Source organism: Phenylobacterium sp. (assembly GCF_041913825.1).
GTDB lineage: Bacteria > Pseudomonadota > Alphaproteobacteria > Caulobacterales > Caulobacteraceae > Phenylobacterium.
Window position 1 is genome coordinate 173,224 of sequence record NZ_JAYSEO010000008.1, and the last position, 20,145, is coordinate 193,368.

Consider the following 20,145-nt stretch of genomic DNA (forward strand, 5'->3'; position numbering starts at 1 on the left):
CTATCGTGCCCGCCGTCACGGTCGCCATTCCCGCCTTCAAACCAGCGTACCTCTCACAGGCGATCGCGAGCGTTCTCGCGCAGAGCTTCGGAGATTTCGAGCTCCTGATTTCTGACGATTGCGCTGGTGATGAGGTGAAGACGGTCGTGGGCGGCTTTCGCGACCCGCGGATACGCCTGATTGAAGGGCCGCGCCAAGGCCTAGTGCCGAACAGCGTGCATCTGTGGGAGAATGCCGCTGGCGACATGCTGAAGTACGTCTACGATGACGACTTCCTCCTCCCCTTCTGCCTCGCCGAACTCACGACGGCGCTCAGCCAGGCTTCGGACGCGAACTTCGCCTTCTGTTTCCGGCACATCGTAGACGACGCCGGCTTGGTAACCGCTTCGCCGCGCGCGTTCGCCGGCGATCAGCTTCGGGCATTCGACCGTGGCGTCGTCGCGCGTTGGATCACGCGGCACCTGATGAATCCTCTTGGCGAACCGACGAACCTGCTCATTCGCCGTTCAGCGTTCGCCAGCGCCCGATGCCTAGACAGCTTCGCTGGCCAGCGGGTCCGCCACCTCATCGATGTCTGCTTCTATCTGAACGCATCGCGTGAGGGTGGCTGCGTGGGCGTACCGGCGTTTCACGCGGCGTTCCGGCGGCACGCCGCTCAGGTCACATCATCCCAGACGGCTCCCGGGTTCTCTTTCGGCCTGCTCGAATGGGAGCTCTTCCTTCGTGGCGCGGTCGAAGCCGCGCTCGTCACACCACAAGAGGCGCTTGCCGCCATGCCGCGCATGGACCAGCTCTACCGAAGCTTCGAACGCGGTTTCCCCGAACTCGCCCGGCGTCGCGCGAAGCTTCCGGAGTTGCGCACCGCCCTCGCCGGCGGCGAGACGCAGTTGCTGACGCACGACTTCTTGTCTGATCTCAAGTGGGCCGAGGAACTGGTGGCAAGCCGAAAGGCGGCGCACCCGGGCTGAGCCCGCTCGGGTTGAACCGGACTCAGAGAACCTCCGCGAGCCGCTCGGGTTCGCAGACGAAGTGGGAATGGATCGGCTGCCTCTCATTGCGGACAGCCACTTCGCAGTACAGGTCGCGGACCTCGACGCCGACTGCCGCGCCCAGTCCGCGCCAGGCTGAAGTGCCCGTCCGGCATGGCTCAGGATAGAGCACCGTGACCTGGGCGTCTTGCGGGACAAGCAGCAGGTTGGCCGCCCAGGCCCCCGTCGGACCGATCACGCGCGAGGCGGAGCTGAATATCCTGACTTGATCGACGAAGCTGAGCCCCCCCGGATCAATCACTTGGTACCCGGCGGCGGTGGCGAGTTGTTCCAACTGCTCGCTGTTCACGAGGTCCCGGACAGGCGAGCGCCTGCGAATGAACAGCTTCCGCCGCTGATCGCCAGCCAGTCTGGCAACCAGGGGCGCCAAAACTTCCCGAAGGCGTCGGATCGCAGGCCAATCATATTCGTAGCTGGAAACGCTCCCGTCGGTCAGCTCCGCGGCATGAGCCGCGGGCGGCGCCGCTACGACACGGGTGCACATTACGCTCTGATTCAGCCTGAGCTGGAGGAACGTCGGCCGTGCGCGCCCGAGACAGTACTGCAGCGCCCACCACATGTTAGGATGGAGGATGCCGGTCACCAGAGTGGTGTCAGGGGTTATGTGTCCGCTCTCGTTGAGAGCGACGATGGATGGCAGGGCCTCAATGAGGAAGTGGTAGTAGTTGTTCGGGTGGATCAGGTTGAGGGGCACCGCATCCCCCTCTAGGCGAGCAACGCGACGCGGCGGCTGCGCGAAGACAAACCTCGCCCCGCCATCGCTCCGGGTGATTCGCCCCATCACCTCTTCCTGCAGATATTCTCTAGTCGGATTGAAAGGATGCAGGAGGCTCCCCCGGGCCAGGTCGGAAGAAAACACCATAGAGGAGCCCGCTACCAAGGTGGCGTCCTGGAACTTGTGAACGGCCGATCGCTCCAGGCTGGTCACGGCCATACCGACCACCGGCGCCTCACCCATCAGCCCGCGTCCAGCACGAATGCCTCGAACCGCCCTAGTTCGCTTCTCAGCTCGGCCGTATAGGTGTCGGAGCGCAATCCGACGCTTAGCCCGGCACATTCGACGATCGCGCACTGCATCTGATCGGGACGCTCGACCGAGCGCCAGCCGGAGAGCGGCAGGTCGAAGCGGTAGAGCGGCGGCAGATTGGGATCCAGCGGCACCAGAAGGGGAATGCGGGCCGAGAGGGCCTCGAGGTTCGCCCTCCCCCCGGTCTCGGGAGCGCTCGAAATGTAGACATCGATCCCGCGCCTCAGGAGTTCAGCGCGAAGACTGGCCACAGGGCCGACAAAGCTGTAGCGCGTCGGGTCGATCCCGGCTTCGGTGAGGCTCCCACGGATTTCATTGGCGAAGGCCTCGTCCACCGGCCCCATATGAGTCATGACCGCGTCATGGCCCTGCAGGCAGGCCACCGCCCAGTCGGCCCAGCGAAAATGTCCAGGGTAGCGGTACTTCTTGAGGTGCCCGCACGTGGCGAGCCGCAGTGGCCCGGTTGAGTCGCGCAGCGGCGGCATGGTGATGTCCAAGCCCGGGACCGTCATCGAGGAGTAGATCGCCGATACGCCGTAGACCCCGCAATGGTGATGAACACCGTAGGTGGGATCGGCGTGCGTCGCGTACGGCAGGGTCGCTCCGAGGCAGGGTTCATGGTCGCAGTGGTGGATGAAATCCGTGATGCTGCGGAATGGGTAGGTCGCGGCCACGGCGCAAGAATCCAGGTGATTGTTGAGAAGGAAGATCCGCGTCGGCTGGATCGCGCAGAGGATGCTGTAGAGCTCCATCGTGCGTTCCGACATCGTTGGGGCTTTTAGCAGGATGAACGCTCGGTGCTCGAGCCCGATGCCGTCCATCCTTCCCTGCAACAGAGCGCCGTATGGGGTGTTGAGGTAGGTCTCCGTCAGGATGATTGTGACGCGGGCGCCCCCGATGAGGCGACTAATGTCGGCTGCGATGCGGGTATGTCCTCCGACCTGGAAGAACTGGCTTGCGACGATGCAGACATTCTCGTTGCTCTTGGCGCCCGGCCGGTCGTGCAGCCGAAGCACCTCGCCGACGTGAGGGATCGCTTTGTCCAGGTCTGGGGTGAAGAGCTTGTAGCCCTGTGCGCCCGGGGCCAGGACAGGATTGTAGAGCAGCAAGATCTTCTTGAGAATAGAATCCAGGTCCTTCGGTGACCCCGCGTTCTGGACTGCCTCCGCCAATTCGGGGCTGAGCTGCTCCAGATCCAACGTCCGTGCTCCTTTACGCCGGCCAGTGCGGAGCGTTCGCCCGGCTGATTGACTGCGCCGTCGCAGACGCGCGAACATTCGTCAACATACACCGGCGCCGCCGAGCCCGCCCGAACGCCGGCGGATCGTGGCGGCAAACAAGGCCAAGCGACGACCAGTGATCCACCCCACAGCGCATGTCGATCCGAACGCACGCCTCGGCTCCCATACCACCGTTGGGCCGTACACCATTATCCATGGTAACGTGGAGATCGGCGATGGTTGCTCGATCGGCAGCCACTGCGAGATCGGCCACCCAACTCCACTCTCGGGCGGGCGCGCGCTCGTACTGGAGCGCCGCGCCCTGATCCGCTCGCACAGCGTGCTCTACGAGGGATCGCGGATCGGAGAGGGACTCCGGACGGGGCACCACGTGACGATCCGGGAGGGCGCAAAGATCGGTGCGGATTGCCAACTGGGTACGCTGACCGACATCCAGGGCGACTGCCATATCGGCGAGCATTTCCGCAGCCACAGCAACGTGCACATCGGGAAAGCCTCCATCATCGGCGCTTACGTCTGGATCTTCCCCTATGTGGTGCTGACCAACGACCCCAACCCTCCCAGCGACCTATGCGAGGGCTGCGAGATCGGCGACTATGCCGTCATAGCGACCATGTCGGTGGTGCTGCCCGGGGTGAAAATAGGCGCGCACGCTGTGGTGGGCGCCCATTCGTCCGTCACCCGGGACGTCGAGCCCGGAGCCCTGGTTCTCGGGAATCCTGCGCGGTTCATCAAGCCTGCTTCGGAGGTGAAGATGCGGGATGGGTCGGGGCAGCCCGCCTATCCGTGGCCTCTGCGGTTCCGAAGGGGCTATCCGGCGGCCGCGCCACCCGGCGACGAGGAGCTCAGCTGAGCGGGCGCAAGGATCAGCGGCCGCCGCTTGTCAGGCCGCGTTGTCGTCGTTCATACCAGCCCGACTGGCGACACTGGGCGCCTCTGGTGGAGTGCTAATGTCAGCCGAGCTCAGCAAGTTCATCGATCTGCCGGTCGTTTCCGATCCGCGAGGCAACCTGTGCTTCGTAGAGTCAAACCGACACGTGCCGTTCCCGATCGAGCGAGTGTATTATCTCTATGACGTTCCGAGCGGATCAATCCGCGCTGGCCATGCCCACAAGGCGCTCCACCAGTTGCTTGTCCCCGTCTCGGGAAGCTTCGATGTTCGTCTGCACGACGGCCGGCTGGAACAGACCGTCACGTTGAACCGCCCCAACCGAGGGCTGCACATCGGTCCGATGCTGTGGCGCGAGATCGAGAACTTCTCGTCCGGGTCTGTTTGCCTTGTGCTTGCGTCCACCCACTACGAAGAAGCCGACTACATCCGCGACTTCGATGAGTTTCTAACGCAGGCGCGGGCATGAGGTTCTTCGACCTGGGCCTGGAGGGCAGGAGCCTCCGGCTTGAGTTGAGAGAAGCTTTCGAGCGGGTGCTCGACTCCGGTTGGGTCATTCTGGGGCCGGAAGTTGAAGCCTTCGAGGCCGAGTTCGCGGCCGTTTGCGGCGTCGAGCACGCGATCGGCGTTGGCAACGGCCTGGACGCACTCACTCTCGCCCTCAGAGCCGCCGGCGTCGGGCCGGGGAGCGAAGTGATCGCTCCATCCCACACGTTCGTCGCTACTTGGCTGGCCGTTGAGGCGGTCGGGGCGCGGGTGAGGCCGGTCGAACCCGATCCTCTCACGCTGACCATCGACCCTGCAGCGGTGGCTGCAGCGGTGAACGATCGCACGGCGGCGATTCTGCCGGTCTCCCTATATGGCCACCCCGTCGACATCGAGCCGCTAATGGCGGTAGCGGAGCGATATGGGCTCTTTGTCCTCGAGGATGCGGCGCAAGCCCACGGAGCCGCATACCACGGACGACCCGTTGGCTCCCTAGCGCACGCGACGGCGTTCAGCTTCTATCCGACCAAGAACTTGGGCGCGTTAGGCGATGCCGGCGCCGTAACTACGTCCGATGCAGCTTTCGCTGACCGACTTCGTCTGCTTCGGAACTACGGTTCACGCCAAAAATACCTTCACGAGGTCTCCGGCGTGAATTCGCGGCTGGACGAGCTTCAGGCGGCCTTCCTCCGTGTCCGGCTGCGCCACCTAGCCGAGGCGAACGCGCGACGGCGGGAGCGTGCCGCCGTGTACACCGAGCACCTGCGCGACCTTCCAGTCGTAGCGCCGCGCGAGGCGAACTGGGCCACGCACGTTTATCATCTCTATGTGATCAGGTCGCAGCACCGAGATGCGCTGCAGGCAAATTTGTCGGCGAGCGGGATCGAGACGCTCGTTCACTACCCTAGGCCTTGCCACCTCCAACCGGCTTTCGCGCATCTCGGCTTCAGGGCCGGGGATTTCCCGCTCGCCGAACGCCTGGCGTCCGAAGTCCTGTCGCTGCCGCTGTGGCCGGAGATGCCGCTCGAAGCGGTGAAGGAGGTGGCGCGCGCCGTGCGCGCCGGCTAGCGCGCCAGCGCCTCGCGCAGGCCAGGGAGGCGGTCCAGCACGCCGGCGGTGAGCGCCTCGCGCCGGGCCCAGAGGTCCTGATACCAGCGGCGGCGCTCCGGAAGCTGGCCGGCGAACATCCGCTCGGCGCGGACGTACCGCCAGGCCCGCCGGGCCATCGCCAGCCGCGCCGGCTCGTCGGCCAGGAGCTCGGTGAGCAGCGGCGCCCACTCCTCCAACCGCCGGGCGATCATGCCGGTCTCCCGATGCCGCACGGTCGCGGCGTAGATGGCCGGCGAGGCCAGGGTGACGACGCCACGCGCGGAGGCCTCGACGAACTTCAGGTCGCTCTTGGTGTCCTGCAGGGGGTTGTCGTCCACCGGCGAGAGCGACACCGCGCAGGCGGACATCTGCGCCAGGTAGTCGGGGTAGGACATGTAGTCGAGGAACCGCTTGTTGGCGGCCGGAAGGGCCTCGAAGACGCCACGGTCCCCGATCACCACCCACTCTACCTCCGGGAAGGCCTCGGCCACGGGACCGAGGGTGCGCGCAACCGCGACCGCGAAGGGCCCGCGGGTCACGGCCCCGTAGAACACCCGCCGCGGCGCCGGCGCTTCGGGCATCGGCGCCAGCTCGAACGCGCAGTTCGGGAAGATCTTCACCTCGGGATTGTACCGGCCGAAGGCCTCCGCGAGCGCCGGCGTGGAGGTCTGCACGGCATGCACATAGGCGAACCGCTCCCAGCTTCCCGGCTCGGCCGGACGGCCGGTGACCTGGGCGATCAGCTCGGGATGGTCGTCGGCCTCCATGACGGTCAGCCAGCCGCGCCGGATCGTCTCGGCCATGCCCTTGCGCCAGTCGTCGGCGCCCACCAGCGCCGGACGCTGGAGGACGAGCACCTTGGGCGCCTCGGGCTCGATGTCGTCCACGCGGAAGGTCGGCCCGCAGAGCGCCACGCGCAGGGCCGGATCGGTGCGCAGCCCCTCGGCGGGCAGGCGGGTGCGCACGTCCATCAGCCTGGGCGCGAAGGTGGCGAGCCGCAGGAAGAGCGGCGTGGCGGCCGGCGCCTTGCGGGCCAGCGCCAGGAGCTGTGGCGAGGCCTGGTCCGGCGTCGGGCCGAGGACGGGCCAGAGGTCCACCGGCCGGTCGTCGAAGGCCTCGGCGTCGGGCGCGGGCGGGGTTAGCCGCACCATGGAGAACGGCGGCCGCGCCAGGGCGGCGGCGTCGACCGGGGCGGCGCAGGCGAGCACCGTCCCGCCGCCGGCGGCGAGGGCGGCGAGCCGGCCGGCGTCGGCCGCGCGGAAGGACTCCGCCAGCACCAGGTCGAAGGGCCCCGCCGGCGCCGCGTCGAGCGCCTCGGCCACCTCCAGCCTGGCCAGCGGGTTCCGGCGCCGGTAGGCGGCGGCGAACGCGGCCTGGGCCGCGCCCACATAGAGCACCCGCTCGGCCGCCACGGGCGCTCGGCCGAGCAGGGCCGCGTCGTTGGCCGACAGCGGCCGCACGGGGCCGAGCCGCGCCACCGCCTCCACCAGGATCGCCTTCAGGAACAGCGGCGCCTGGAAGGGCACGTTGTGGCCCGCGGCGGGCGCCACATGGACCACCACGTTCGGCTGGCGGCCCAGCCAGTCCCGCTCCGCCGTGTCCACGAAGCTGGGATAGGTCTCCTCGGTGCGCGGCGGCATCAGCGGCCGGTCGCCGACGACCACGTCCACCGGCGGCTCCAGTCCCTCGAAAAGGTCGAAGTAGGTGACCTCGCGCGCGGCCTCCGGCGTCACCCCGAACACCCGGTCGGCGAAGGCGCGCAGGTTCGGGTCGTCGGGCGCCGCGGCCACCTTCTCCGCCAGCGGCCCGCGCATGGGCCAGAGCTTGCTCATCACCAGCGGCGGCTCCACCGCGACGACCCGGCGCACGTTCGGCGCGCGGACCGCGAGTGTCACCAGCGCGCCGATCGAGACACCCAGCAGGATCACCGGCCGATCCGGGAAGGCCTGGGCGATCACCGCCTCCAGCGCCCGGGCGTAAGGCCGCACGCCCGTTTCGCGCAGGGCCGGGGTGTGGTTGCCCGGCAGGTGCATCAGGAAGCAGTCGCAGGCCTCGCCCATCACCTGCGGCAGCCGGCTCATGGTGTCCGGGCCGGCGAAGGCGCCGGTCACGGTGACGATCACCGGCTTGGCGGACTCGAACGCGCCCGCCGCGTGCCAGAGCGGCGTCACACCCAGCTCGCTCTGGAAGTCCGTGCGCGTCAGCGACGCCAGGCTCAACTCGCATCCCCCGTTTTGGCGATGGCCCTGCCTAGCGGGTCGCGGCGGCGCGTAAAAGCCTTCTCGCCGCGCCTGCGGGCCGGCATAGGAGGGGTCGATGACCGAACGGCTCGCCATCTACCATCCGCCCGGCCGCCTGGGCCTGAAGAACAATCCGTTCGGCAAGGATGTCGCCAACCTGGAGCTCTATCGGGCGCTCGCCGTGCACGGCGGGTTCGAGACGCTTTCGGTGCTGAGCGTGCGGCCCGGCGCCGACGCCCAACTGGCCGAGGACCTGCTCGAGGGCCAGGCGGCCGCCACGCGCCTGGAGGCCCGGTCGATCCTAGACCAGTCGCGCGCCGCCGCGGCCGGCGCCCTGCTGCGCGGCCAGCCCAACCTCTACGATCTCGCCTGGCTCCGCCGCCGCACGGTGGGCGACCGGGCCTACAGCCTGCTCGGCCTGGTGCACACCCTGGCCCCGCCGGCCACTCGCCACACCATGGCCATGGCCTCGGTCGGCCCGGTGCATCCCTGGGACGCCATCGTCTGCACCTCTCCCAGCGTTCGCGACGCGCTGGCCGAGATGTTCGCCGGCTGGGGCGAGCACCTGGCGGAACGCACCGGCGGCGCCCCGCCGCCGCTGCCGGCGCTGCCGATCGTACCGCTCGGCATCGACGCCGATCGATTCGCGGCGCTGGCGGACCGGCCGGACGTGCGCGCCCGTCGTCGCGCCGAGCTCGGGCTCGCGGACGCCGACGTCCTGATCCTCTGGGTCGGGCGGCTGTCCTACTTCGAGAAGGCGTTCCCGCAGCCGATGTTCAAGGCCGTGCAGGCGGCCGCCCGCGCATCGGGGGTGAAGGTGGCGTTCGCGCTCGCCGGCTGGTTCCCGGCCGATCTGGACCGCGAGATGTTCGCCGAGGCCGCCGCCGTCCATGCGCCGGACGTGGCGGTCAGCTTCCTCGACGGCAATGATCGGACGCTGGTGGGCGAGCTGTGGGCCGCCGCGGACGTCTTCCTCTCGCTGGTGGACAACATCCAGGAGACCTTCGGGATCACGCCGCTGGAAGCCATGGCGGCCGGGCTGCCGGTGGTGGCCAGCGACTGGGACGGCTACCGGTCCACCGTGCGCGACGGCGTGGAGGGCTTCCTCGTCCCCACCCTGCTCCCACCGCCCGTGGGGATCGGCGATTCCATGGTGCTCGGCCACACCATGGAGGCCGACAGCTACCAGGCCTACGTGGGCTCCGTCGCCCAGCACACCGCCGTCCATGTGGGCCGCGCGGCCGGGGCGCTGGCCGAGCTGATCGCAAGCCCCGAGCTGCGCCGCCGGATGGGCGCGGCCGGCCGGGCGCGGGTGCGGGCGAGCTTCGACTGGCCGGTGATCGCAGGCGCCTACCGCGCCCTGATCGGCGAGCTCGCGGCCGTCCGCCGGGCCGCGCCGGACCCGCCGGCCCGCCATCGGATGAACCCGGTGAAGGGCGATCCCTTCCAGGCCTTCCGCGGCTTCGCCACCGGCCAGCTCGAGCTGGACGCGGCGCTGTTCCCCACGGCGGAGGCGGCGCGGTTCCTGGAGGCGGCGCAGGGCGTCCGCCTGGACCGGGCGTTCGCCGGCTGGCGTGCGGGACCCGAGGAGTGCCGCCGCGCGCTGGAGCTGCTGGTCGCCGGCGAAGCGGCCACCGTCCGCGACCTGCTCGTGGCCTTCCCGGCGGAGCGGCGCCGCGCGCTGCACATGGCTCTGGTCTGGATGGCCAAGCACGGCATTGTCGACTGGCTGACGTAGGCGGCGGCACCAAACGGGCGGCAGAGTCGTTTCTCCCCGCTGAGCCTCAAGGCGCGAGGCTCCAACAGAGGAGAGAGACATGCGCCGTATCCTGATCGCCGCGGGCGCCGCGGCCCTGATCGCCGCCCCCGCCGCCACCCCCGCCTATGCGGGCTGCAAGACGACCGGAGCCGTCGTCGGCGGCGTTGCAGGCGGCGTGCTCGGCAACGCCGTCGCCGGCCGCGGCTCGCGCACCGAAGGCACCCTGCTTGGCGCCGGGGTCGGGGCCCTGCTGGGCCGCGAGGTGGCCAAGAGCAACTGCAACAACAACCGCCGCGCCTATCGCAGCAGCTCGCGCGGCTACTACCGCGCCGGGCCGGCCCGCCAGGCCCGCTACGCCAGCTACGCCCCGCGCTGCCGCACCGAGACGCGGGCCTACTACAACCAGTGGGGCGAGCTCGTGTACGCGCCCACCCAGGTCTGCCGGTAGGCGCCCATGGCGGGATCCAAGCTGACCGCCGCCCTCGTCGTCGCCGGACTGGCGTTGACCGCCTGCAGCGAAAACGAGCGGCGCGGGGCGGCAGGGGCGGACAGCCGCCTCTGCATCCCGTTCGCCGGCGCGCAGGCCGGTGAGGGCGCGGCTGCGGCTCCGGCCGCCGCGCCCGCCGGCCCCTCGGCGGCCATGGACGACTGCCTCCACCGCTGGGGCTACGCGCTTGCCAAGTCCTCCGACCCGGCCGACCAGGTGGCGGGCGCGGTGCTGGCCGCCTGCATGCCGGCGCTCGCCCGCTGGAACCAGCAGGCGCTCGCCCCGTCGCCCGGGCCCGTGGACGGGGCGCCGCCGGCTCAGGCGCAGAGCCTGGTCACCGGCGAGGACACCAACGCCATGGCGGAGCGGTACCGCTACGCCGAGAGCCGCGCGCTGTTCTACGTGGTGCAGGGCCGGGCCGGGAACTGCGCCGCCCCGCCGATGGCCAACGGCGCGCCCACTGCGGGCGACGCCGCGGACTGATCAGGCCTGAGCGCCCAGATAGAGGCCGACGGCCGTGCGGTTGGGACCCACCTTCTGCACGGCCTCGGCGATCTCCTCGGGGGTCGCCTCCAGCCGTTCGGCCCAGTAGCGGACTTCGTCGGGATCCTCGAGGTCGATATCGCCCGGGCCGTCGAAGCTGCGCGGTTCCTTGGGTCGCATGGGACGCTCCCTGCTGCCAGTCCCAGGCAAACCCTCAGCTCACGTCGGCCGTTCCAGCCCGATGCGACGGGTGCGGGACGCAGGCGCGACGCCGGACGCCGGCAGCAGCACCGGCCGGGCCACCCGAGCCCTGACCCCTCTGGGCTTCACCGCGAAGGTCTGCTTGACCGCCTCCATGAGGACGAGGCCGGCGAACCCCGGCCAGAGCCGCGACCCCACCTGCTCGAAGCCCTCCGCCCAGCCGGCCAGCCAGCCGAACGGCGGCACGTAGAGGGCGCGCGTCCAGCCGGAGGGCTCCAGCTCGGCGTCGCGGAGCAGCTCGGCAAGCTGGCTGCGGCTGTAGGGCCGGCCGTGGCCGAATGGCGTCTTCTCGGCGTCGGCCCACAGGCCGTTGCGGGCGGCGACGGCGACGATCACCCGACCCGACGGCGCGAGCACCCGCCACACCTCGCGCAGCATGGCCACCGGGTCGGGGCTCTCCTCGATGGCGTGGGCGAGCAGGATCCGGTCGAAGAGGGCGTTGGGGAACGGCAGGGCGTCCTCCGCCGCCAGGGTCGCGCGGTTGTGACCCCCCGGCCAGACCTCGACTCCCTGCTGGGCGGGCATGGCCGCCACCACCCGCCGCGCCGCCCCGTGCAGGTGGCCGACGAACGGGGTGGCGTAGCCCAGGGCGAGCACGTCCTGCCCGTGGGCGTCGCCCCAGGCCTCCAGCACCTTGCGGGTGACCATGGCCCGGGCGGCCTGGCCGAGGGCGGAGGCATAGAACTGGCGGAGTTCGAGGACGTCGCGACGCATTCGGGGCAGAGCTATGCTCGACTTGCGGTTTCCGTCGACCTTAAATCGGCGCCCGCCCGCGCGCCGCCAAGGAGGGTCCGATGCCGCTCACCGTCCACCAGTTCCCGTGCCTCTCGGACAACTACGGCTTCCTGGCCCGCGACGAGGCCTCGGGCCTGGCCGCCTGCATCGACACGCCCGAGGCGGGCGCGATCCTGCGCGAGCTGGACCGCCTGGGCTGGAAGCTGGCGCTGATCCTCAACACCCACTGGCATCCCGACCACGCCGGCGGCAACGCCGACATCAAGGCGGCCACCGGCGCCTCGGTGGTCGGCCCGGCTGAGGTCACCCGCATCTCGCCCCTCGACCGCGAGGTCCGGGGCGGCGACCACGTGATGCTGGGTGAGACGCGCTTCGAGGTGATCGAGTCCGGGGGACACACCCTGGGCCACCTCGCCTACTACGACGCCGACGACGCCGTGGCCTTCGTCGGCGACACCCTCTTCGCCCTGGGGTGCGGCCGCCTGTTCGAGGGCAAGCCGGACCAGATGTGGGCGAGCCTGCAGCGGCTGGCCGCCCTGCCCGACGAGACCACCGTCTACTGCGCCCACGAGTACACCGCGTCGAACGCCCGCTTCGCGCTGTCGGTGGACGACGCTCCGGCCCTGAAGGCCCGGGCCGAGCAGGTGTTCGCGGCGCGCGAGCGCGGCGAGCCCACCGTGCCCACCACGATCGGGCTGGAGAAGGCCACCAACCCGTTCCTGCGCGCGCCGCTGCTGGCCGAGCGGGTGGGCGCGGCCGGGCGGCCGGATCACGAGGCCTTCGCCGCCGTGCGCTCGGCCAAGGACCTGTTCAAGGGCTGACCCCCTAGTCGTCGCCGGGGGTGTTCGCGACGGCGACGATACGCTCCGACGAGGGCCGGCCGGCCAGGCCCTGCTGCGGCGCGACCATCACGATCAGCGTGCCCTGGCTGATTTCGGCGCCGGCGCGGCGGCCCTCCACCAGGCGGACCCGGCGGATGCGGTCCAGGAGGGCGCGTGTGCGCGGGGTCCGGGTCATCCGGACCATGGCCTCGCTGGTCACCACGGCGGCGTCGGCGATCAGGGCCGAGGAGGCCGGCGAGGCCTCGGCGTCGAATGGGATCAGGCGCCGCGCCGCCCGGCTGGCGCGGGCGCTCGACTGGGCGAGCTTCTCGAGCAGCGCCTGGGGGCCGAGCTGGGCCAGCCGGAGCGGCGGCCCGCCGCCGATCAGGGCCGCCGCCGACCCGGCGGGCCGGCCGGGCGTGAACACCGTCAGCCCGCCCAGGCGCGTGGCGCGGACCACGGGGTGGCCAAGGTCGTTCTTGTAGATGACGTCGCCGCGGGGGGCGGGATGCGGGCTCAGCGCCCACACCTCGGGGCTGTTGTCGAACTTCAGCAGCGGCCGCGGCTGGGTGCGGTCCAGGGTGAAGCCGACACCGTCCTCGGAGACGTAGCGGGCGACTGGTGGGGCGGTGAACTGGCGCCCGTCCGGCGCCCTGCGGCCGAAGAGGCCATCCCTCAACTTGGGGCCCGCGGCGTCGGCCGGCTGCGCGAAGGCGAGCGCGCCGGCGCCGAGCGCCAACGCGATGACCGCCCCCCGAAACGCCGTTGGCTCGCCCGTCATGATCGCCAGTGGGATGCCTCGGGATCAGGGCGCTTTTTGGACGCCGCCCGCTGCCGTCAAGCCATATACTGGCCGCCGTTCAGCGTGAGCGTGGATCCGGTCACATAGCCCGCCCGCTCGCCGGCCAGGAACGACACCATGTCGGCGATCTCCTCGCCGCGGCCCAGCCGCCCCACCGGGATCTGGGCGACGATGCCCTCCAGCACCTTGGGCGGAACCGCCTGCACCATCTCGGTGTCGATGTAGCCGGGCGCGATGCAGTTCACCGTGATGCCCTTCTTGGCGTTCTCCAGCGCCAGCGCCTTGGTGAACCCGATCATGCCGGCCTTGGCGGCGGAGTAGTTGGTCTGCCCCACCTGCCCCTTCTGGCCATTGATCGAGGAGATGTTGATGATCCGTCCCCACTCGCGTTCCCGCATCCCTTCGATGACCTGCCGGGTCATGTTGTAGAGCGAGTCCATGTTCACGCGGATGACCTCGCCCCACTGCTCGGGGTCCATCCGGTGGAAGACCCCGTCGCGGGTGATGCCGGCGTTGTTCACCAGCACGTCGATGGGGCCGAGTTCCGCGGCCACCGCCTCGGCCGCCCGTCGGCAGTCGTCGAAGACGCCCACATTGCCCTTCACCACCATCACGCCCAGCTCGCGCGCGCAGGCCTCGGCCGCCGAGTCGTTGCCGGAGTAGCCGGCGGCGACCTTCATCCCGTCGGCCTTCAGCCGCTCGACGATCGCCCGACCGATGCCACGGGTCCCGCCCGTGACCAGCGCAACCCTGGCCATCCGCATCTCCCTATGTGTGTGGGGCGCCGGTTGATCCGGCGCTCCCTGGTCAGAACGCTCAGACTTGCTCAACGCACATGGCGACGCCCATCCCGCCGCCGACGCAGAGCGTCGCCAGGCCCTTGGACGCGCCGGAGCGCTTCATCTCGTGCAGCAGGGTGGTCAGGATCCGGGCGCCGGACGCGCCGATCGGGTGCCCGATGGCGATGGCGCCGCCGTTGACGTTCACCTTCGCCGGGTCGAGGCCGAGGTCTCGGACCACGCAGATCGACTGGGCGGCGAAGGCTTCGTTGGACTCGACGAGATCGAGATCGCCGACGCTCCAGCCGGCCTTCTCCAGGGCCTTGCGGCTGGCCGGGATCGGGCCGGTGCCCATGATCTCGGGCTCGACGCCGGCGTGCGCCCAGGACGCGATGCGGGCGAGCGGCTTCAGACCGCGCTTCTGCGCCTCCTCGGCGCTCATCAGCACCAGGGCGGCAGCGCCGTCGTTGATGCCCGAAGCGTTGGCCGCGGTGACCGAGCCCTCCTTGGTGAAGGCCGGGCGCAGGCCCGAGACGCTGTCCAGGGTCACGCCGTGGCGGATGTACTCGTCCTGGTCGACCACCGTGTCGCCCTTGCGGCCCTTGATGGTGACGGGCGCGATCTCCTCGGAGAACTTGCCGGCCTTCTGGGCGGCCTCGGCGCGGTTCTGGGAGGCGACGGCGAACTTGTCCTGGTCCTCACGGGTGATCTGCCACCGCGCGGCGATGTTCTCCGCGGTCTGGCCCATGTGGTAGCCGTGGAAGGCGTCCCACAGGCCGTCCTTGATCATGGTGTCGACGAAGCCCAGGTCGCCCATCTTCTGGCCGTTGCGCAGGTTCGCGGCATGCGGCGACTGGCTCATGCTCTCCTGGCCGCCGGCGACGACGATGTCGGCCGAGCCGTCCTTGATCTGCTGGGCGGCGAGCGCCACCGCGCGCAGGCCCGAGCCGCAGAGCTGGTTCAGGCTCCACGCCGGCGCCTCCACCGGGATGCCCGCGTTGATCGAGGCTTGGCGCGCCGGACCCTGGCCGGCCCCGGCCTGCAGCACCTGACCCATGATGACTTCCTGCACGTCGGCGGCGGCGATGCCGGCCCGCTCGACGGCGGCCTGGATCGCCACCTTGCCCAGTTCGTGGGCCGGCAGGCTGGAGAGCGCCCCGTTGAACGACCCCACCGGGGTGCGGGCGGCGGAAACGATGACGACGTCGCTCATGGAAGCGGCTCCTGATACGCGAGTGGCGGCCCTGGAATTCCATATCAGGCCGGTATGAAGCTTGGGCAAGTGCAAGCTGCGGCGACGACAATTGCCATTAAGCTCGCATCCGCGATACTGCGGTGCAGAACATGGACCCCGCCGACGCCCGGCGGGGCCCGAAAAGGATCAGGGATGGCCGACACCGAAGGGACCGGCGCCGCGGGCCAGGGCGAGCGCGTCGTCATCAAGAAGTACGCCAACCGGCGGCTCTACAACACAGCCTCCTCCAGCTACGTCACGCTCGAGCATCTGGCCGAGATGGTGAAGAAGGGCGTCGACTTCGTGGTCTACGACGCCAAGACCAACGAGGACATCACCCGCACCGTCCTCACGCAGATCATCTTCGAGGAGGAGGCGCAGGGGCAGTCGCTGCTGCCGATCCAGTTCCTGCGGCAGTTAATCGGCTTCTACGGCAACTCCATGCAGGCCTTCCTGCCGAGCTACCTGGAGCTCTCGCTGGCGAGCTTCGCCCAGCAGCAGGAGCGCATGCGCCAGCAGTTCCAGGCGCTGGGCCAGGGCGCGGGGCTGCCCGGCTACGAAGAGCAGATCCGCCAGAACATGCAGCTCTTCGACCGGGCGATGAAGATGTTCTCGCCCTTCGCCTACGCCAAGCCGGAGGAGCCGCCGCCGCCCGCGGCGAAGGCCGAGCCCGAGGCGCCGGCGCAGGACGACGCGCTGACCGAGCTGCGCAAGCGGATGGAAGAGATGCAGGCCCAGATCGAGAAGCTCGCCAAGCGTTGAACCTGGCGTATGGTTTGCAGTTCGGTAAGCATGATGTCCCGAATTGATCCGATCCGCAGGGCCGCCCTCGTCCGCCGCGCCGCGCGGCCCGACAACCAGGACGTCGACGACACGCGCGAAGCCTACTCGGCCAACCTGCCCGTGCCGGTAGACTCGGCGCGCCCTGTCCCGCCGCGGGACGCCCGGCCGGAGGGCGCTGCGGTGTTCGCGGCCCAACTGCTGGGCCAGGACGGCCAGAAGCGGGGCCTGCGGGCCGGGGCCGAGCTGATCGACCACGCCAAGACCACCTACGTCAGCACGGAATGGTCGGGCTCCTACGACCGCCGCGCCCGCAAGGGGAAGATCGCTCGCACCGAGGTCTGACCGCCCGCGCTGGCGCAGCGCGCAACCTGTGGTACAGTTTATTCGAAACATGGGTTGGCGTGGTGGTCCGTGCTTTCGGCTGAGAACGCGCCGGGACGGAGGCGCATGGACGGCAAGGCGGCGGACGCCCTCGGCGACGAGGTCGAGCTCACCATACTCATGCCGTGCCTCAACGAGGCCGAAACCCTGGCGGTCTGCATCGAGAAGGCCCAGGGCTTCCTGGCCCGCGCCGGTGTCCGCGGCGAGGTGCTGATCGCCGACAACGGCAGCACGGACGGCTCCCAGAACATCGCCCGCCGGCTCGGCGCCCGGGTCACTCCGGTCTGCGAGAAGGGCTATGGCGCGGCGCTGCTGGGCGGCATCGCCGCGGCGCGCGGCCGCTACATCGTCATGGGCGACGCGGACGACAGCTACGACTTCAGCCGGCTCGACAGCTACCTGGAACGGCTGCGCGCCGGCGCCCAGCTCGTCATGGGCAATCGCTTCCAGGGCGGGATCGGCCCGGGCGCCATGCCGCCCCTGCACAAGTACCTGGGCAATCCGGTGCTGAGCTTCATCGGGCGCCTGTTCTTCCGCATTCCGGTGGGCGACTTCCACTGCGGCCTGCGCGCCTTCGACGCCGGCGCCGTCCGCAGCCTCGGCCTGCAGACCACGGGCATGGAGTTCGCCAGCGAGATGGTGGTCCGCGCCGCCCTGGCCGGCCTGCGGATCGAGGAGACGCCCACCACACTGCAGAAGGACGGCCGCAGCCGCCCGCCGCACCTGAAGACCTGGCGCGACGGGTGGCGGCATCTCAAGTTCCTGCTGATGTACAGCCCGCGCTGGTTGTTCTTCTACCCGGGCTTCCTGATGACAGGCCTCGGCGTCCTGCTCGGCGTCGCCCTGTTCCCGGGGCCGATCCGCCTGGGTGCGGTGACCATGGACCTCAACGCCTTCGTCGCCGCCTGCTTCATGATCGTCGCCGGCGTTCAGATGATCACCTTCGGGGTGCTGTCGCGGGTCTACGCAGCCATGACGGGCTTCCTGCCGGCGAGCCCGCGGTCCAACGCGCTCGCCCGCCACGCCAGCACGGACCGGCTGGCGCTGTTCAGCCTGCTGCTCGCGATCGTCGGCCTCGCCGCCTTCGGCTCGGCGCTCGGAACCTGGGCGCATCGCGGGTTCGGCTCGCTGACCGATCCGCTCATCCCGCGGCTGGTGATCTCCGGGCTCGCTCTCGTGGCCGTCGCGCTGCAGACCTTCTTCTCCGCCTTCCTGCTGGGGACCCTGGCCATCCCGAAAGTGGGAGGGTTGCGGCCTTGAGCACGGCGGAGCAGGGGGCGCGCCGCCGGCGCAGGCTCCCCGGCCGCCTCGTGCCGCTCCTGGCGGCGGCGCTGGTCGTGGGCTTCCTGATCGCCTTCGGGGCGCGGCCGGTGGTGTTCTTCAGCACCGCCGAACTGGACGACGCCCTGTTCATCCGCCTCGGCCAGTCGCTGGCCGAGGGCCGCTGGCTCGGACCCTACACCCAGAGCACCCTCGTGAAGGGCATGGGCTTTCCGGTCTTCCTGGCCATCGCCAACCTGACCGGCCTGCCCTTCGTGCTTGCGCTGGCCGCTTTCCACGCCGCCTGCGCCAGCTTCGCCGCCTTCGTGGTCGCGCGCGTGCTGGACTCCCGGCTCGCGGGGCTCGCCCTGCTGGCGCTCCTGCTGCTCTTCCCGACGCTCTACATGGGCGACCAACTGCGGGTGATCCGCGACGTCTTCTACGCATCCCTCAGCCTGGCGCTGGTCGCCTCCGCGATGGCGCTCGCCACCGGGCGCGCCCTGCCCCGCCCGGCCGCCGTGGCGCTGACCGGCGTCCTCGGCGCCTGGTGGTGGCTGACCAGGGAGGAGGGCGTCTGGCTCGTGCCGACGCTCGCGCTGATCGCGCTCCTGCCGCTCGTCGCGGGCGCTTCGCGGGCCAAGGGCTGGCGCCCGGCGCTGACCGCCCTCGCCCCCTCCGCGGCGGCGGCCCTCGTCGCGGTGGCGCTGGTGGCCGGCGTCGGCGCGGTCAACGCAGCCGTCTACGGCCGCTTCGTGATCAACGAGATCAAGGACGACGCCTTCGAGGGCGCGCTATCCGCCCTGCACGAGGTGGGGGCGCCCTACGGCCGCGAGCGCGTGCCGGTGCCGGCCGCCGCGCGCGAGCAGCTCTACCGCGTCAGCCCCGCCTTCGCCTCGCTGCGGGGGATGGACGCGCCGGCCTCCGCAGGCTGGAAGACCGTCGGCTGCGACATCGACCGGCGGATCTGCGGCGACATCGGCGGCGGCTGGTTCTTCTGGGCGGTCCGCCAGGCCGCCGCGGCGAGCGGCCGCCACGACAGCCCCGACGAGGCGGCCGCCTTCTACAACCAGCTCGAGCGGGAGGTGGAGACCGCCTGCGACCGCGGCCAGCTCCGCTGCAAGGCCTGGCGCGTGCCGCTCGTCCCGCCGATGCAGCCCAGCCAGGCGGACGACGTAGCCCGGTCGGCCTGGAACACCACCAAGGTGATCTTCTTCCCGGACGGCGTGTGGACCCAGCCCCTGCCCTCCGACTTCGGCGCGCCGGACGCCGAGGCGCAGTACGACTTCCTGAACCGCCCCCGCTACGCGCCCAGCCGAACGCCGCGGCAGGTGTCCGGCTGGTTCGTCCGCCGCGGCGCCGAGTGGTTCGACATCACGCCCGGCGTGGGCGTGCGGCTGGAGAGCGCCCTCCGCTCGTCGAGCCCCGATCTCGTCGCCCACTTCTCCGACCCGGCGCTCGGCCAGCAGCGGTTCGCGCTTGCCGCGGACTGCCCGAACGGACCCTGCCCGGCCGTGCTGCGGCTGGCCGACGGGACCAGTCATCCGGTGGACCTCAACGCCCTGGGCCCCGGGCCGCACGCGTTCGGCGGCGCCACTCTCTTCGTCGACGCCATCGGGCCGCAGCCGGCGCAGCCGCTCCTGAAGACCCGCTTCTCGCAGGCGTGGCTGGACCTCGTCATCCGGCTGAGCCCGCTGTTCCGGGCGCTCGCCGTCCTGGGCGTCGCCGCCGCGCTCGTGGTGGTGGCCCTGGCGGCCATCCGGCGGCGGATCACGCCGGCCGCGATCCTCTGCGTGGCGCTCGCCGGCGCCGTGGCGGCGCGCATCCTGATCCTGGCGCTGATCGACGCCCTGTCGTTCCCGGCGGCCAACAACGTCTACGCCTTGCCGGCGGTGCCGCTGCTGCTGATGCTCTGCGTCGTGGCCCTGCACGGGGTGCTGACCCCGGCCGCCGGCCGCCTCCGGCGTCGCCGCGCCTAGCTCCGCCGCAGCCGTGCGATCTCGGCCTCGAGCGCCGCCACCCGGCGCTCCAGGGCGGCCAGCCGGGCCTCGGTGGGCGAGGGGTGGCCGGGCGCAGGCGTGGAGACGCCGGCGCGGTCCGCCACCTCGCGGGCCTCGACGCCCAGCAACTCGGCGAAGGCCGCCACCTCCCCGGCAGAAAGCTCCCGCTGGTCCTTGAAGGCCAGCGCCAGGTCGGCCGCGCTCATCCCGGCGGCGGCGGCCAGCACCTGCCGCGAGAGCCCTCGCTCGGCGAGCCGGGCGTCGAACCATTCGGCGTCGAAGAAGAGAGCCATCGCAGGTCCCGGAACGTCTGGCGCGGGTCTTGCTTAACCGTGATCGCAA

Annotated in this window: 21 protein-coding genes; 12 read left to right on the forward strand and 9 right to left on the reverse strand. The window is 70.6% G+C overall.

Annotated elements, in window-relative coordinates; all coding sequences use genetic code 11:
- The first annotated feature begins 5 nt into the window (after positions 1 to 5).
- Positions 6 to 968: a glycosyltransferase family 2 protein gene (locus ACE3Q8_RS08740; RefSeq protein ID WP_374469881.1), complete on the forward strand. Its 963-nt coding sequence runs from the start codon at positions 6 to 8 to the stop codon at positions 966 to 968.
- A gap of 22 nt (positions 969 to 990) precedes the next feature.
- Here ACE3Q8_RS08740 and ACE3Q8_RS08745 read toward each other — a convergent pair whose 3' ends face one another.
- On the reverse strand, positions 991 to 2,007 hold the full coding sequence (locus ACE3Q8_RS08745; protein WP_374469882.1) for a DUF563 domain-containing protein: 1,017 nt from the start codon (positions 2,005 to 2,007) through the stop codon (positions 991 to 993).
- A complete protein-coding gene (locus ACE3Q8_RS08750; RefSeq protein ID WP_374469883.1) occupies positions 2,007 to 3,275 on the reverse strand; it encodes a hypothetical protein in 1,269 nt (422 codons plus the stop codon). Before ACE3Q8_RS08750 ends, ACE3Q8_RS08745 begins: the two co-directional genes overlap by 1 nt.
- 157 nt (positions 3,276 to 3,432) lie before the next feature.
- Here ACE3Q8_RS08750 and ACE3Q8_RS08755 point away from each other — a divergent pair, with 157 nt between their 5' ends.
- From ACE3Q8_RS08755 to ACE3Q8_RS08765, 3 genes are all read left to right on the forward strand, one after another.
- A complete protein-coding gene (locus ACE3Q8_RS08755) occupies positions 3,433 to 4,170 on the forward strand; it encodes a hypothetical protein (protein ID WP_374469884.1) in 738 nt (245 codons plus the stop codon).
- A gap of 97 nt (positions 4,171 to 4,267) precedes the next feature.
- Positions 4,268 to 4,675: an FdtA/QdtA family cupin domain-containing protein gene (locus ACE3Q8_RS08760; RefSeq protein WP_374469885.1), complete on the forward strand. Its 408-nt coding sequence runs from the start codon at positions 4,268 to 4,270 to the stop codon at positions 4,673 to 4,675.
- The gene (locus ACE3Q8_RS08765) at positions 4,672 to 5,760 is read left to right on the forward strand and encodes a DegT/DnrJ/EryC1/StrS family aminotransferase (protein WP_374469886.1); all 1,089 of its coding nucleotides are present in this window, start codon (positions 4,672 to 4,674) and stop codon (positions 5,758 to 5,760) included. The genes ACE3Q8_RS08760 and ACE3Q8_RS08765 overlap by 4 nt, the downstream gene beginning before the upstream one ends.
- On the opposite strand, the gene ACE3Q8_RS08770 is transcribed toward ACE3Q8_RS08765, so the two are convergent.
- On the reverse strand, positions 5,757 to 8,000 hold the full coding sequence (locus tag ACE3Q8_RS08770; protein WP_374469887.1) for an alpha/beta fold hydrolase: 2,244 nt from the start codon (positions 7,998 to 8,000) through the stop codon (positions 5,757 to 5,759). The genes ACE3Q8_RS08765 and ACE3Q8_RS08770 overlap by 4 nt on opposite strands.
- 97 nt (positions 8,001 to 8,097) lie before the next feature.
- On the opposite strand from ACE3Q8_RS08770, the gene ACE3Q8_RS08775 reads away from it, so the two are divergent.
- The 3 genes from ACE3Q8_RS08775 (at position 8,098) to ACE3Q8_RS08785 (ending at position 10,750) form a co-directional block, all read left to right on the forward strand.
- Positions 8,098 to 9,759: a glycosyltransferase family 4 protein gene (locus ACE3Q8_RS08775; protein WP_374469888.1), complete on the forward strand. Its 1,662-nt coding sequence runs from the start codon at positions 8,098 to 8,100 to the stop codon at positions 9,757 to 9,759.
- A 79-nt stretch (positions 9,760 to 9,838) separates the two neighbouring features.
- Complete coding sequence (locus tag ACE3Q8_RS08780) at positions 9,839 to 10,228, forward strand: glycine zipper 2TM domain-containing protein (RefSeq protein ID WP_374469889.1); 390 nt, start codon at positions 9,839 to 9,841, stop codon at positions 10,226 to 10,228.
- 6 nt (positions 10,229 to 10,234) lie between these two features.
- A complete protein-coding gene (locus ACE3Q8_RS08785) occupies positions 10,235 to 10,750 on the forward strand; it encodes a hypothetical protein (RefSeq protein WP_374469890.1) in 516 nt (171 codons plus the stop codon).
- Here ACE3Q8_RS08785 and ACE3Q8_RS08790 read toward each other — a convergent pair whose 3' ends face one another.
- Entirely contained in the window at positions 10,751 to 10,930 is a 180-nt protein-coding gene (locus ACE3Q8_RS08790; RefSeq protein WP_374469891.1) for a DUF3606 domain-containing protein, read from the reverse strand.
- Between the two features lie 39 nt (positions 10,931 to 10,969).
- Complete coding sequence (locus ACE3Q8_RS08795; RefSeq protein WP_374469892.1) at positions 10,970 to 11,725, reverse strand: class I SAM-dependent methyltransferase; 756 nt, start codon at positions 11,723 to 11,725, stop codon at positions 10,970 to 10,972.
- Between the two features lie 80 nt (positions 11,726 to 11,805).
- On the opposite strand from ACE3Q8_RS08795, the gene gloB reads away from it, so the two are divergent.
- Positions 11,806 to 12,567 carry a hydroxyacylglutathione hydrolase gene (gene gloB / locus ACE3Q8_RS08800; RefSeq protein ID WP_374469893.1) on the forward strand — a complete coding sequence of 254 codons (762 nt, stop codon included), beginning with the start codon at positions 11,806 to 11,808 and terminating at the stop codon, positions 12,565 to 12,567.
- A gap of 4 nt (positions 12,568 to 12,571) precedes the next feature.
- Here gloB and ACE3Q8_RS08805 read toward each other — a convergent pair whose 3' ends face one another.
- The 3 genes from ACE3Q8_RS08805 to ACE3Q8_RS08815 are packed head-to-tail and all read right to left on the reverse strand — an operon-like array spanning position 12,572 to position 15,361.
- Complete coding sequence (locus ACE3Q8_RS08805; protein ID WP_374469894.1) at positions 12,572 to 13,348, reverse strand: DUF4908 domain-containing protein; 777 nt, start codon at positions 13,346 to 13,348, stop codon at positions 12,572 to 12,574.
- Between the two features lie 56 nt (positions 13,349 to 13,404).
- Positions 13,405 to 14,127 carry an acetoacetyl-CoA reductase gene (gene phbB, locus ACE3Q8_RS08810; RefSeq protein ID WP_374469895.1) on the reverse strand — a complete coding sequence of 241 codons (723 nt, stop codon included), beginning with the start codon at positions 14,125 to 14,127 and terminating at the stop codon, positions 13,405 to 13,407.
- Positions 14,128 to 14,185: 58 nt separating this feature from the next.
- Positions 14,186 to 15,361, reverse strand: coding sequence for an acetyl-CoA C-acetyltransferase (locus tag ACE3Q8_RS08815; RefSeq protein ID WP_374469896.1), 1,176 nt, complete (start codon positions 15,359 to 15,361; stop codon positions 14,186 to 14,188).
- 174 nt (positions 15,362 to 15,535) lie between these two features.
- Between ACE3Q8_RS08815 and phaR the strand changes: the two genes are divergently transcribed.
- The 4 genes from phaR to ACE3Q8_RS08835 all read left to right on the forward strand — a co-directional run bounded on the left by phaR (position 15,536) and on the right by ACE3Q8_RS08835 (position 19,782).
- The gene (gene phaR, locus ACE3Q8_RS08820) at positions 15,536 to 16,144 is read left to right on the forward strand and encodes a polyhydroxyalkanoate synthesis repressor PhaR (protein WP_374469897.1); all 609 of its coding nucleotides are present in this window, start codon (positions 15,536 to 15,538) and stop codon (positions 16,142 to 16,144) included.
- 30 nt (positions 16,145 to 16,174) lie between these two features.
- Positions 16,175 to 16,507, forward strand: a complete 333-nt coding sequence (locus ACE3Q8_RS08825; RefSeq protein WP_374469898.1) for a hypothetical protein — start codon at positions 16,175 to 16,177, stop codon at positions 16,505 to 16,507.
- A gap of 105 nt (positions 16,508 to 16,612) precedes the next feature.
- Positions 16,613 to 17,806 (forward strand): glycosyltransferase family 2 protein, encoded by a 1,194-nt coding sequence (locus ACE3Q8_RS08830; protein ID WP_374469899.1) that lies wholly within the window; start codon positions 16,613 to 16,615, stop codon positions 17,804 to 17,806.
- Entirely contained in the window at positions 17,803 to 19,782 is a 1,980-nt protein-coding gene (locus ACE3Q8_RS08835; RefSeq protein WP_374469900.1) for a hypothetical protein, read from the forward strand. Before ACE3Q8_RS08830 ends, ACE3Q8_RS08835 begins: the two co-directional genes overlap by 4 nt.
- Here the strand turns inward: ACE3Q8_RS08835 and ACE3Q8_RS08840 are convergent.
- Positions 19,779 to 20,096, reverse strand: a complete 318-nt coding sequence (locus tag ACE3Q8_RS08840) for a helix-turn-helix domain-containing protein (protein WP_374469901.1) — start codon at positions 20,094 to 20,096, stop codon at positions 19,779 to 19,781. The genes ACE3Q8_RS08835 and ACE3Q8_RS08840 overlap by 4 nt on opposite strands.
- Positions 20,097 to 20,145 lie beyond the last annotated feature (49 nt).